17 protein-coding genes, 1 tRNA gene and 1 other annotated feature are annotated in these 13,042 nt (G+C 40.2%); of the genes, 1 reads left to right on the forward strand and 17 read right to left on the reverse strand.

Features of this window, described 5'->3' with window-relative positions; genetic code table 11:
* Position 1 precedes the first annotated feature (1 nt).
* From G541_RS0100255 to rplU, 11 genes are all read right to left on the reverse strand, one after another.
* Positions 2–886, reverse strand: coding sequence for a polyprenyl synthetase family protein (locus G541_RS0100255; protein ID WP_081654749.1), 885 nt, complete (start codon positions 884–886; stop codon positions 2–4).
* The gene (locus G541_RS0100260) at positions 879–1,115 is read right to left on the reverse strand and encodes an exodeoxyribonuclease VII small subunit (RefSeq protein WP_009554628.1); all 237 of its coding nucleotides are present in this window, start codon (positions 1,113–1,115) and stop codon (positions 879–881) included. Before G541_RS0100260 ends, G541_RS0100255 begins: the two co-directional genes overlap by 8 nt.
* On the reverse strand, positions 1,115–2,452 hold the full coding sequence (gene xseA, locus G541_RS0100265) for an exodeoxyribonuclease VII large subunit (RefSeq protein ID WP_027826095.1): 1,338 nt from the start codon (positions 2,450–2,452) through the stop codon (positions 1,115–1,117). Before xseA ends, G541_RS0100260 begins: the two co-directional genes overlap by 1 nt.
* Positions 2,453–2,456: 4 nt before the next feature.
* On the reverse strand, positions 2,457–3,299 hold the full coding sequence (gene folD, locus G541_RS0100270) for a bifunctional methylenetetrahydrofolate dehydrogenase/methenyltetrahydrofolate cyclohydrolase FolD (protein WP_027826096.1): 843 nt from the start codon (positions 3,297–3,299) through the stop codon (positions 2,457–2,459).
* A gap of 145 nt (positions 3,300–3,444) precedes the next feature.
* Positions 3,445–3,849, reverse strand: a complete 405-nt coding sequence (gene nusB, locus G541_RS0100275) for a transcription antitermination factor NusB (protein WP_027826097.1) — start codon at positions 3,847–3,849, stop codon at positions 3,445–3,447.
* Positions 3,846–4,277, reverse strand: a complete 432-nt coding sequence (locus tag G541_RS0100280) for an Asp23/Gls24 family envelope stress response protein (RefSeq protein WP_009554640.1) — start codon at positions 4,275–4,277, stop codon at positions 3,846–3,848. Before G541_RS0100280 ends, nusB begins: the two co-directional genes overlap by 4 nt.
* Positions 4,278–4,307: 30 nt before the next feature.
* Positions 4,308–4,865 carry an elongation factor P gene (efp, locus tag G541_RS0100285; RefSeq protein ID WP_027826098.1) on the reverse strand — a complete coding sequence of 186 codons (558 nt, stop codon included), beginning with the start codon at positions 4,863–4,865 and terminating at the stop codon, positions 4,308–4,310.
* A 131-nt stretch (positions 4,866–4,996) separates the two neighbouring features.
* The gene (locus tag G541_RS0100290) at positions 4,997–6,067 is read right to left on the reverse strand and encodes a M24 family metallopeptidase (protein WP_027826099.1); all 1,071 of its coding nucleotides are present in this window, start codon (positions 6,065–6,067) and stop codon (positions 4,997–4,999) included.
* 75 nt (positions 6,068–6,142) lie between these two features.
* Positions 6,143–6,427, reverse strand: a complete 285-nt coding sequence (rpmA, locus tag G541_RS0100295) for a 50S ribosomal protein L27 (protein ID WP_009554645.1) — start codon at positions 6,425–6,427, stop codon at positions 6,143–6,145.
* Between the two features lie 19 nt (positions 6,428–6,446).
* Positions 6,447–6,782 (reverse strand): ribosomal-processing cysteine protease Prp, encoded by a 336-nt coding sequence (locus tag G541_RS0100300; protein ID WP_009554646.1) that lies wholly within the window; start codon positions 6,780–6,782, stop codon positions 6,447–6,449.
* A 21-nt stretch (positions 6,783–6,803) separates the two neighbouring features.
* Entirely contained in the window at positions 6,804–7,112 is a 309-nt protein-coding gene (gene rplU / locus G541_RS0100305; RefSeq protein WP_009554647.1) for a 50S ribosomal protein L21, read from the reverse strand.
* A 16-nt stretch (positions 7,113–7,128) separates the two neighbouring features.
* Positions 7,129–7,213, reverse strand: a sequence feature (ribosomal protein L21 leader region).
* A gap of 145 nt (positions 7,214–7,358) precedes the next feature.
* Here rplU and G541_RS0100310 point away from each other — a divergent pair.
* Positions 7,359–7,432 (forward strand) — tRNA-Arg (locus G541_RS0100310).
* 256 nt (positions 7,433–7,688) lie between these two features.
* Here G541_RS0100310 and G541_RS10770 read toward each other — a convergent pair.
* The 6 genes from G541_RS10770 to grpE form a co-directional block, all read right to left on the reverse strand.
* A complete protein-coding gene (locus tag G541_RS10770; protein ID WP_081654750.1) occupies positions 7,689–7,943 on the reverse strand; it encodes a CPBP family glutamic-type intramembrane protease in 255 nt (84 codons plus the stop codon).
* Entirely contained in the window at positions 7,900–8,337 is a 438-nt protein-coding gene (locus G541_RS0100320; protein ID WP_027826101.1) for a hypothetical protein, read from the reverse strand. The genes G541_RS10770 and G541_RS0100320 overlap by 44 nt, the downstream gene beginning before the upstream one ends.
* Before the next feature lie 144 nt (positions 8,338–8,481).
* Positions 8,482–9,225, reverse strand: a complete 744-nt coding sequence (gene pnuC / locus G541_RS0100325; protein ID WP_027826102.1) for a nicotinamide riboside transporter PnuC — start codon at positions 9,223–9,225, stop codon at positions 8,482–8,484.
* A 151-nt stretch (positions 9,226–9,376) separates the two neighbouring features.
* Positions 9,377–10,507, reverse strand: coding sequence for a molecular chaperone DnaJ (gene dnaJ / locus G541_RS0100330; RefSeq protein ID WP_027826103.1), 1,131 nt, complete (start codon positions 10,505–10,507; stop codon positions 9,377–9,379).
* A gap of 113 nt (positions 10,508–10,620) precedes the next feature.
* Positions 10,621–12,459, reverse strand: coding sequence for a molecular chaperone DnaK (gene dnaK, locus G541_RS0100335; RefSeq protein ID WP_027826104.1), 1,839 nt, complete (start codon positions 12,457–12,459; stop codon positions 10,621–10,623).
* Positions 12,460–12,482: 23 nt separating this feature from the next.
* Positions 12,483–13,031, reverse strand: coding sequence for a nucleotide exchange factor GrpE (gene grpE, locus G541_RS0100340; protein WP_027826105.1), 549 nt, complete (start codon positions 13,029–13,031; stop codon positions 12,483–12,485).
* Between the last annotated feature and the right edge of the window lie 11 nt (positions 13,032–13,042).

Consider the following 13,042-nt stretch of genomic DNA (forward strand, 5'->3'; position numbering starts at 1 on the left):
TTTACCTCTTGAAATACTCTAAAAATTCATTTAATGTGCTTGGTTCTTGTCCCGTAATCTGCTCTAACTGCAACAAGTCAGACCGACAAATGGCTACCATCTTTGTTAAGTGTTCTTGTGCTCCCGCAAGTCCTAATAATCCTGGATAAGTATTTTTATTGTGCGCTTGATCCTTATGAACTTTCTTGCCCATCTTAGCTGTTGTTGAAACTACATCCTGGATATCATCATAAATTTGAAAGGCTAGCCCAAAGTTTAACCCAAAATGCGCCACTATTTCTTTTACTGTTGGGGGTTGAGCAGCTAAAATCGCACCCGCTTCACAAGCATACTGTAACAATGCTCCCGTCTTTCCTTCGTGGACCATTTGCAATTCAGCCAAGGTTAGTTGCTTTTGCTCCCCTAAAATATCGCCAACTTGGCCACCTACCATCCCCTGCGCACCGGCTGCCAACGCTAATTTATGCGTTAACTCAACAATTACTGCTGGAGCCAAGGAAATAGTTGTCAAACGCTCAAAAGCAGTTGTCAATAACCCGTCGCCTGCTAAGACTGCCATTGCTTGTCCAAACACTTTATGATTGGTTGGTTTTCCACGGCGTAAATCATCGTTATCCATTTCCGGCAAATCATCATGAATTAGCGAATACGTATGAATCATTTCGATGCATGCAGCAACATCAATATCAGTCGTTACCACTTCACCTGTGAAGTATTCTTTGAAAGCCAAGGTTAACAACGGTCTGATGCGTTTACCTCCAGCATCAAGAGAATAGCGCATAGCTTCTTTTAATTTAGATGGCGCCTGTAATGTTGCTAAATATTGGTCCATTGCTTGCTCTAATTGGTCAATTCGGTTGCTCATTTTCCCACTAGCATTAGTCATTTTCTTCGCCACTATCCCGACTGAATTCAACTTCATTACCCTGGGCATCAATCACCTTTGCTACAGTTCGTTCTGCCTGGTCGAGGGTTTGCTTTAGCTCTGCACTTAACTTAACTCCCTTTTCAAACTGGGTTAAAGCCGCTTCTAATGGGACATCTCCTCGTTCTAATTGAGAAACAATTGCTTCTAATTGTTGCATTTTTTGTTCAAATGTTAATTCCTCTGCCACTATTTTTCAGCTCCCTTAATTTTTCTTACCTCTACATCTGCCGCCCCATCTTGAAAATGAAGGCTGAGTTCTTCCCCAACGTTAAGCTGGCTAACCGTTTTAATCACTTGGTCATCTTTCTTAACATAAGTATAACCCCGGCCTAAAACTTTAAGTGGGCTCAACATATCCAATGAAGTAACCGCCTGTTGCAACTGATCCTGGCGTTGCTTGAGATATCCATTCATCTCCGCCCCTAGATTGGTTACAAGAATGTTGTACTTGTTAGTTGCTAATTCTAATTGTTGTTGAGGACTAGCCACCTGTATTCTCCCCTGCAAGCTAATCAGCTCTGTTTTTCTTTGAGCCAAACAGTGTTTGAAATTTTGCTTTAGACTATTATCTAAATAATCAACCTTTTGCAAATAACTATCGTATAACCGCCCTGGTTGCTTAAAAATATACGATTGCTGAATTTTCTGCCAATTACGTAGGTGCTGTTGTAATACCATATGAATTATATTAAATAAAGTTTGCTGATTACGAGCAATCTGAATAAGCACCTCTTCCAAAACAGGCGTTGCCAACTCGGCCGCTGCTGTTGGCGTGGCAGCTCGCCGGTCAGCTACTAAGTCCGCAATTGTTGTATCGGTCTGATGTCCAACTGAGGATATGACGGGGATAGCGCTAGCAAAAATAGCTCGCGCAACTTTTTCTTCATTAAATGGCCAGAGATCTTCAATTGAGCCCCCACCACGCCCGATGATAATCGTATCGAAATCACCACGCAGGTTGACTTCTTTCAAGCGTGCCACTAGGCTGTCAGCCGCTCTTTCTCCCTGTACTTCAGCCGGAAAAAGAACAATCTGTGCAATAGGATACCTTCTACGAGTTGTCGTAATAATATCTTTAATTACTGCTCCGCTCGGACTTGTAATAACAGCTATCCGCTGGGGAAATTGTGGAATAACTTTTTTAGGAGCAGAGAACAAACCTTCTTGCTCTAACTTGCGCTTAAGTTGCTCATAAGCTTGGTACAGGGCCCCAACCCCATCTGGTTCCATGGTCTTAATATAAAACTGGTACCTACCTGATGCTTCATAAACATCTACGTAGCCACTAACCAGCACCTTCATTCCTTCTTCAGGAACAAATTTGATCTTATTAAAATCACTCGCAAACATGACAACGTCGATTTTAGCGTTTTCATCTTTAAGGCTAAAATACTGGTGCCGGGATCTTAACCTAAAATTTGAAATTTCACCACTTAGATATATTTTTCCTAAGTATGGGTCGGCCGTAAATTTACGCTTAATATACTTATTTAATAACGAAACCGTTAAGTATCTATCACTCATAATTTTAACTTCTCTCTGCAAACTCTACCGTTTGTTGCATTAGCATCGCAATCGTCATTGGTCCAACACCACCAGGAACAGGAGTTAAATATGACGCATGGTCTAACATGTCATCGCGCTTAACGTCTCCAACCAGCCTACCTTCTGCATTATGATTCATTCCGACATCAACCACTACAGCGCCAGGTTTAACGAAATCCTTAGTAACAAACTCACCCCGTCCAATTGCTACGACCAGAATATCTGCTTGTCGCGTTATTGCCGCTAAATTCTGGGTCTTACTATGAGTGATTGTTACTGTTGCATCATGGTTGACCATCAGGGCTGCCATTGGTCGCCCAACGATATTAGAACGCCCAATAATCACGACATTTTTGCCGGCAACTTCAATATCATATGCTGCCAATAGTTCCATGATACCGCGTGGAGTACAAGGAAGAGCTTGCGGTGTTCCCATAAATAATTGCCCCACATTCATTGGGTGAAAACCATCAACATCTTTTAGGGGGGAGATAGCCTGTGTAACTACTTTTTCATCTATTTGTTGGGGAAGGGGCAACTGCACTAAGATTCCATGAACTTTTGGATCTTGGTTATATTGATCAATCAAAGCCAATAATTCATCTTGACTAGTTGTTACAGGAAGATGTAAATCTACGGCCTCAATGCCCACTTCAGTAGCCACTCTTTTCTTATTTCTGACATACACAGCACTTGCTGAGTTATCACCTACCATGATTACTACTAACCGTGGAATGATTCCCTTTGCACGTAATGCCGCAGTCCGTTCTTTTAATTTTGAACGCACCGTAGTCGCCAGTTTTTTCCCATCCAATAATACCGTCATGTTATCTCCTCCATTCGTTCTTACCTTTCTAATGTTAGCATAGGCGCTTAGTGAAAAAAACAACGTTTCTAAGTGAAACTTGGATATTAAAAAATCATCCTAGCCAGCCGCTTACGCTGCTAAACTAAGATGACTGTTTAATCAATTAAATTAAGTTTGCCAATACACCATTGATAAATCCACGCGACTTATCATCACTAAATTCCTTGGCCAATTGTAATGCTTCGTTAACTGAAACCTTGGCTGGAATGTCAGTTACATACTTAATTTCAAATACTGCAATTTGCAGAATCAGCAAGTCTGTTTTGTTCAGACGTTTTACTGTCCACCCTTTTTTCAGGTAATTACTGATAGCATCGTTAAGTTCATCTTCGTGCTTAATTACCCCTTCAACAAGAGTTACTAAGTATTCTGGTAGGGCTGAATCAGTTTGTTCTTCTGCATCCAACACCTGTAACATTACTTGCTTAGGATCAGCATCAGCATTGCTTCTTACCGCAAAAAGCGTCTGAAATGCCGCTTTTCTAATATCATGTCTAGTTAAAGTCACTGTTCGTCACCATTGTCCTCTGCAAAGATATTGTCAGGATCAACAACCTGTTCTTCTTTTTGGGAGATAACACCCTCGATATGCACGTTAACTGTTTGTAGCTTCAATCCAGTCATGAACAACACTTGTTGGACAACTTTATCTTGAATTGCAACCGCTACTTTAGGAACAGAAACCCCATAATCTAAGAAGGCATAGAGGTCAACGATGATTCCATCAGCACTATTTTCTAGATGAACACCCTTACTGTGTGACTTCCGTCCAAAAAACTCGGAAACATTATTAGCAAATGACCCCTGCATTGAATACACGCCTTCTACCTGGCTTGCAGCAATCCCAATGATAATTTCAATAACCTCTGGTGCAATTCTAATTTGCCCCAAGTTAGGCTCTTTGTTTGCTAACAGAATACTATTATCTTCTGCCATCGTTCCAACCTCCTATCGTGTTATCACACATTAAGCACGTGAGATGTATGTCCCATCGCTGGTATTGATCTTAAGCACGTCCCCTTCGTTGATGAAGAATGGCACTTGTGTTACCAAACCAGTTTCCATAGTTGCTGGCTTGGATCCACCAGAAGCTGTGTTCCCCTTAATAGTTGGTTCAGTTTCAGTAACTGTTAATTCAACTACGTTTGGTAATTCAATCCCTAATGTTTCTGAACCAAACATGATTACAGAAACTTCCATGTTTTCCTTCAAGTACTTCAATTCATCTTGCATATTAACTGCTGGAATAGCAATTTGTTCATAAGTATTGGTATCCATGAAGACATAGCTATCCCCATCATTATAGAGGTATTGCATGCTCTTGGTATCAATTTGAGCTTGTTGTACTTTTTCACCAGCACGGAAAGTTTTTTCTTGAACAGCACCATTACGCAAGTTCTTCAACTTAGAACGCACAAATGCTGAACCTTTACCTGGCTTAACGTGTAAGAATTCAATTACCCGCCACAATTGACCATCTACTTCGATCGTTAAGCCGTTTTTAAAATCATTTACAGAAATCATATACTTCTTCCTCCTAAAACAACGCTTAGCTTGATTTCGCTACAAGCTACACCCATTGTACTTAAATATATTCTCACATGTAGAACCGCCCTCGTCAAGTTAAAGTCCAGGACAAATACTTTCCCAAACGGTTATACTTCCGTATATGCCTTAGAAAAAGGGGTTAGATTTTCATGACCCGTAGGCGTAATCAAAATATCATCCTCGATCCGTACACCACCGACACCTGGAACATAAATCCCTGGTTCAATCGTCACTACTTGTCCTGGCATCATCTGGTCTGCATATGATCGCCCAACGTTCGGCAACTCATGAATTGACAATCCAATTCCATGGCCCATCCCATGATTAAAATACTCTCCATATCCTTTTTGTGCTATGTATTCTCGACCAATGGCATCCAATTCACGCCCAGTTATCCCTGGCTTGATTGCTGCAATTGTTCGTTGATTAGCTTCAAGAACCGTTTCATAAATATCCTTGACCTGTGCATTAACTTGCTTACCTATACTAAATGTTCTAGTGACATCAGAAGTATAATCTTGATAATAATATCCAAAATCAAGCGTTATTAAATCACCATCACTTAATTTTTTATTGGTAAACGTCCCGTGAGGCCACGTAGTTCTTTCACCACTCGCAACAATCGTTTCAAAAGACCACTGACTTGCACCATTCATCTTCATGAAATAGTCTAATTCGGCTGCGACTTGTGCTTCGGTTTGCCCAGGATGAATTGTATCGAGGATATATTGATATCCTTTTCCTGCTAGGATACAACTTTGCTTGAGGAGCGCTACTTCGTCATCATCCTTAAAGGAACGCAAACGTTCAATCACACCTGTAAATGGAACAATATCACAGACAGCATTCTCATCCAAAAAATCATAGCTAGCATAATCAATGTTGCTTTCAAAAGCCATAGCAACTAGGTGTTTTTGGGCAGCAATTTTTAAAGCTGAGCCTAAATAATCGCGTGTGTTACAAAAACTCCACTCGGGATTATCTGTTTTAACTTGTTGTTCAAAACGACTATCCGTAATAATATATTGCTGGTTTTCTGTTACTAGTAATATCCCATCGTCGCCGGTAAAACCGCTAATATATTTAATGTTGGCCCTGTCTGTCACCAAAAAAGCATCAACCTTTAACCGTTGCATCTCTTGACGTAATGCAACAACACGTTTTGCGTTATATAACATAGCTTTCCCTCCTCAATCGATATTTCAGTATGGAAAATAAAAAGCTATGCTCATATGAACATAGCTTACTAATTATTATTCAGCAACTGGGTAAACAGAAGCTTTGCGCTTAGAACGACCCATACGTTCGAAACGAACAACGCCAGCAACCTTTGCGTAAAGAGTGTTATCCTTACCCATACCAACGTTTTCACCTGGGTAGATCTTAGTACCGCGTTGACGGTATAAGATTGAACCACCAGTTACTTCTTGACCATCAGCAACTTTTGAACCCAAATACTTAGGATTGGAGTCACGACCGTTAGTGGAAGAACCGCCACCCTTGTGCTTTGAGAAGAATTGTAAATCCATTTTTAACATATCAATTCACCTCCGCATGTTAATTTTTTATCGTAATAAAATCTTTATATTGTTCTGCAGTGGTTTTAATGCCTAGTTTGAAAGATGCTAAAAGTAAGGCAACACGTTCATCCTGAGCCTGAGCGGCAGTCAGTTTAAACTTGATATCGCCACCATCTTTCTGATTGGCATAATACTGCTGAAAATCACCGGGGTCGATCCCAGCCAACTCCTCAATACTATTAATCGTATTGATTGTTAGCATTGAAACGGCTGCACATACAATGTCTTGTCCATATGGACCTGACTCAGCGTGACCCCGCAATTGGAAGCCAGATAATTGCTTTTCATGGTAATAAAACTTAACCCGAATCATTGCAATCACCTTGCCATTTCATTAAGCATTGATCTTGTTAACAACCAACTTAGTGTATGGTTGACGGTGACCTTGCTTAGTGTGTGAGTGCTTCTTTGGCTTGTACTTGTAAGTTACAACCTTCTTAGCACGACCTTGCTTTTCAACAGTAGCTTCAACACTAGCACCTTCAACAACAGGAGTACCGATGACAGTCTTTTCACCGCCAACGAATACTACTTGGTCAAAAGTAACCTTGTCACCTGCGTTAGCATTAAGCTTTTCAACGTAGATAGTTTGGCCTTCTTCAACTTTAAGTTGCTTACCGCCAGTTTTAATAATTGCGTACATCATGTGCACCTCCTTATAATTGACTTAGACTCGCCGTAATTTAGTGGTCTCCTGATAACCAGAAGACACTTCAAACTTAAAACGTGCGGTTGCAGTTGTGGTATGCACAAATACAACGATAATATATTAGCAATTAAAACAATCCTTGTCAATGAATTTTATCGTGAATATACCAATTAATATTGTCCTAATACCAGAAAATAATTGACATTGTTTAACCAAGCCAATATAATAATATCTGTTGTTGGTTCGGTAGCTCAGCTGGATAGAGCAACGGTCTTCTAAACCGTAGGTCGAGAGTTCGAATCTCTCCCGAATCACTTGTTTTATTTTGAGCCTTAGAGAAAGATGTTTAGCATTTTCTCTAAGGCTTTTTTATATTTGCGTGGTTGGTCAATCCATCAAAGATTCTTTCTTTTTATACCTATATACAATAATTATCATGACAATTAAATAGGTCACTGATATTGATTAAACTACAATCAATACCGTATTCCCCACCCGTAAGCAACCGATCATTATTTTTTAGGATCAACTGCATAAACCAATCTGGGCTTATATGGCTACCTATGGGAATCAAGCTCCCCATCGTATTGTACAAAGCATGAACAGTAAAGCTAGCCCAGATGGTTTTTCTTTGATATATATAGTATTTAGAAGCATCCCCATTACTGTTCCAGCAATGACGAGTTGAATTGCACTTATCCAGTCCAAACTACCATTCATTAGGTGCACTGCTCCAAATATAAGCGCTGAGCCCCACAACCCTACTTTCAAGTTATAGTGCTTAGTAAGCTGTGTGAAAATCCCCCCGAAAAACCACTTCTTCAATCAACGGTGCAATGATTACCGCGCCTAACAACGATGCCCCGTTTTGAGCTAACAGATATCTATCTATTTTTGGAAAAACAAATCGTACTCCTAGTAACAAAAAACCTCCGTAAGATAATCCGAGTAGTAGCCCCGCATAGCCAAAGTAATCTTTTCGGAAAGCGGGAGGAATTTTAATTGTCTGAAACTCATCATGATACAGCCTTTTTTTCAAAAAGACAAAACCAGGCCAAAAAATCATAAATTCAATGAGTGGAGCTAAAAAATAGTGCATTGGTAATACCCAGCGGTTAACCTCCCAGGATTGTAACCAAACTCCACCGACTACTATGCTCAAAATAGTTAATAACAAAATCGCTCCAATATCTCTTATCGATAACCATAATCTTTTCATTTTTACCCTCCTTCTGATATTCTTTCTTCTTTCAGGATACTCTTTTTCAAAAATTCAGGTAAGAAGTTTCATAACACAAAAAAGCTTTAAGCAAGGAAAGGTTATCCCCGCTTAAAGCTTCTCTATTATCTACTTAATAAATTACTATATTTCCTTCAAACCAGCTTTTTTCCGGCCCCGGTTGAACCATGGGGACACAGTGAAGGCTAAAATATCGTTGGCAACATAGATTAAAGAATTGATTGCCATCGCTAATGTAGCATCTCCTTGGGCAAATGTCACACCCCATAGAATCAATTGAAAAATCCCCGAAGCTAACCACCAAAAATATTGGTTACTGTAACGCAAGAAACACATGATACCGGCAGTCAAGGAAATTGCGAAGCTAATCGCATCAATCCATGGACGAGGATCATTAGTATAGTGCCCAATTAAGAAACCTGAAACAACATATACGATTACTGTACCGATAATTGCAACCAACCATTCTTTTCCGCCGAACTTCCGTAAATTATTCTTAGTATCATCATTCCATGAATTAATCGCAATGATAACTGGTAAGTCTAAGGTGATAATGTAGGCAACTTGTTCAAAAATTGCAAGATAGTTTTTGGCTGCCCAGCTGGCATAGATGAAACATGCTGCAGAAATTAATCCTAACCAGCCATTAATTGCCTTAGTAGCATTAATGGCTAGCACACAAGCTGTCCCTAACATCGTCCCAATAAATGTAATTACAGTTACTGTGGTAAACGGTTGGCTAACCAATAATGCCAACTGAAATCCAAAAGCAAAAAACCATAGCATGTAGTTTTGGACTGGCCATCCCTTTAACTGATTCCAAAGCCACACGAAATAATTTTCTTGAATATTACGCTCACTTTTCACAAGTAATCAACCTCTCTCTCCAAAATATGACTTACCTATAATAACACTATATATAGCATTGTCAATACGAAAAAACACTATATATTGTTGATTAGCAAAAAATGACGGTCTAATCTAAAACCGTTAGATCAGTCCCGTCATTAAATATCATTTATAAATTCTTTAGTCGGTCAAAAAAAGAACCCTTTTCATTTGCTGGCTTAAAACCAGAAGCTTCAGCAAAAGCCTTTAATGCTAACTTTTGCTTCTTATTTAGTTTCTTTGGTGTCTCAATCGTTACAGTAACTTTTTCATCACCGTTCCCTTTACCACGCAAACGTGGAGCTCCTTTTCCACGCAGTCTGAATACAGTTCCTGTCTGTGTCCCCGCAGGGATCTTCATATCGACATCACCATGGACGGTTTTAACTCGAATCTCGTCCCCCAGAGCAGCCTGCACGAAACTGATTGGCTGTTCATAGTAAATATCGGCACCGTCCCGTTCGAAAATCTTGCTTGGTTCAACCACGAAGATAATATAAAGATCACCATAAGGACCACCATTAATTCCTGCTTCACCTTGACCTTGTAACCGCATCTGGTTACCGTTCTCAATCCCAGCAGGAATAGTAACTTCAACTTCATGTTGTTCGGAAACGTGTCCAACCCCATGACAAACTTCACATTTTTCTTTGATCTCTTTACCAGTACCATGACAAACATCACATTCCTGTTGTGTCATCACCCGTCCCAATGGTGTTTGCCGTTGTACTTGAATAAAGCCACGACCACCACACTTAGAACATGTGACAGGTGAAGTACCTGCCTTAGCGCCTGAACCATGGCAAGTTTTACACTCCGCTTGGCGGCTATACTTGATAGTTTCTTTTTTACCAAAGATAGCTTCTTCAAACTTTAAATTCAAAGTATATTGGAGATCACGTCCCTGTCGTGGTGCTGTTCGTGATTGCGTCCGGCCACCACCAAAGAATGAGCTAAAGATGTCACCCATATCGCCAAAACCACCAAAGCCGTCAAAACCACCAGCATTGCCGTAGCCACCGGCACCGCCGAAGCCTTGACCACCAGTAGAACCGAACTGGTCATACTGAGCTTTCTTTTGCGGATCCTTGAGAATATCATAAGCATCATTAACCTGCTTAAACTTTTCTTCTGCCCCTGCCTCATGGTTAAGATCAGGGTGGTACTTTTTAGATAAGTGCCGATATGCTTTCTTAATATCTGCATCAGACGCATCTTTAGAAACGCCCAAAACTTTATATGGATCAATCTGTTCTGCCATAATTACCCTCCAACCTTACGGACAAAATACTATCAAAAGACTAGCATATTTAAAAATAAAAAGTCAAAGCCCACCGACTGGCCTTGACTTTCTATCAATAATTATTTAACTAATTACTTTTTGTCGTCTGGGTTAACTTCTTTGAAATCACCATCAACAGTATTGTCATCATTATTTGTTGTGTTATTACCGTTAGCTTGTGCATCATTTTGTGCTTGTTGAGCTTGTTGGTATAACTTGACGGAGAGTTCTTGAATGACGTTGTTCAATTCGTCTTTCTTCGTCTTCATTGCTTCAAGATCATTAGCTTCTTGAGCCTTCTTCAACGCATCACGTGCATCTTCGGCCTTCTTAACTTCATCAGCTGAAACTTTGCCATCCAATTCCTTGAGCGTCTTTTCAGTGGTGAAGAGCAATTGATCTACTTCGTTGCGCAAATCAACTTCTTCCTTGCGCTTCTTGTCAGAAGCTTCGTTTTCCTTAGCTTCTTTTACCATCCGTTCAATTTCTTCATCTGAAAGACCTGAGGAACTCTTGATAGTGATCTTTTGTTCCTTATTAGTGCCCATATCCTTAGCTGATACATTAACAATACCATTCTTATCAATATCAAATGTTACTTGAATTTGTGGCACACCACGTGGTGCAGGTGGAATATCCGTTAATTGGAACCGACCCAAAGTCTTGTTATCAGCAGCCATTGGCCGTTCACCTTGGAGAACGTGAATATCTACAGCAGGTTGGTTGTCAGCTGCAGTAGAGAACACTTGGCTCTTAGAAGTTGGGATAGTGGTATTCCGGTCAATCAACTTAGTGAAGACACCACCCATTGTTTCGATCCCTAATGACAATGGTGTAACATCCAACAAGACAACGTCTTTAACATCACCAGTAATCACACCACCTTGAATAGCAGCCCCTAAAGCTACGGCTTCATCAGGGTTGATTGAGTGGTTAGGTTCCTTACCCATTAAGTTCTTAACCATTTCTTGAACAGCAGGAATCCGAGTTGAACCACCATTCAAAATCACTTCATCAATATCAGAAGCAGATAAGCCCGCATCACTTAATGCGTTCATAACTGGTGCCTTAGTCCGTTCAACTAAGTCAGCAGTTAATTCATTGAACTTAGCCCGAGTTAAAGTAGTCTCTAAGTGCAATGGTCCATTAGCACCAGCAGTGATAAATGGTAGTGAGATTTGTGCTGATTGAATCCCAGAAAGATCCTTCTTTGCCTTTTCAGCTGCATCCTTCAACCGTTGCATTGCCATCTTATCTTGAGAAAGATCAATACCATTATCACGCTTAAATTCAGCAACTAACCAATCAATAATTGCTTGGTCAAAGTCATTCCCACCAAGGTGAGTATCCCCGTTAGTAGACAATACTTGGAACACACCGTCCCCTAATTCAAGAATAGAAACGTCAAAAGTACCCCCACCAAGGTCATAAACTAAAATCTTTTCATCTTTATCTTGCTTATCCAAACCATAAGCCAAAGAAGCTGCAGTTGGTTCGTTAATGATCCGCTTAACATCTAAGCCGGCAATCTTCCCAGCATCCTTAGTTGCTTGCCGTTGAGCATCATTAAAGTAAGCTGGAACAGTAATAACAGCTTCAGTAACTTTTTCACCCAAATATGATTCTGCATAATCCTTAATGTATTGTAAAATCATTGCAGAAATTTCTTGCGGAGTATAATCTTTACCAGCCACATTCACTTTGTAGCCTGCTTCACCCATGTGACTCTTAATGGATGAAACTGTATCAGGGTTAGTGATAGCTTGCCGCTTAGCCACTTCCCCTACTTGGTGTTCACCATTCTTGAAAGAAACAACGGAAGGAGTAGTCCGATTTCCTTCTGGGTTAGTAATAATTTTTGGATCCTTACCTTCAAGGACAGCCACTGCAGAGTTAGTTGTCCCTAAGTCAATACCAATAATCTTTGACATATGCTTTCTACCTCTCTCGTAATTTATTGTGCCACAACAACCATTGCTGGTCTCAATACGCGGTCTCTCAGTAAGTAACCTTCTTGATACACTTCAATGACATGATCTTTTTGATCTTCATTTTCAGCCGGAACAGTTTTAACTGCCTGGTGAATTTGTGGATCAAAAGGTTGATTCAAGGCATCAATTTGAGTGATTTTATTATCTTTCAATGCCTTCTCTAAATCTTTTGCTACCAACTCAATCCCATGCTTAAGTTGGCGCGAAGCATCGTCATCTGCTTCAGTTAAAAGTGCACGTTGCAAGTTATCAACCACAGGAAGAATATCCCGTGCTAGTGATTGACCCTCGTATCTAAGCAACTGTTCTTGCTCTTTTTTGAAACGCCGGGTCATATTTTGAATCTCCGCAGCTGCACGCAGATACTTATTTTCTAGTTCTTCATTCTTTTGCTTCAATTCTGCTAACAGTTTTGCAGTATCATCTTGCTCTTTCTGTGCAGCAGTAGCAGTTTCTTTTTTATCATCAACTGTTGTTTCCACTGATTCAGCTTGCTTATCTTTCTCAGTCAAACCAACACCCC

Origin of the sequence: Ligilactobacillus saerimneri DSM 16049 (assembly GCF_000423265.1) — a bacterium.
GTDB lineage: Bacteria > Bacillota > Bacilli > Lactobacillales > Lactobacillaceae > Ligilactobacillus > Ligilactobacillus saerimneri.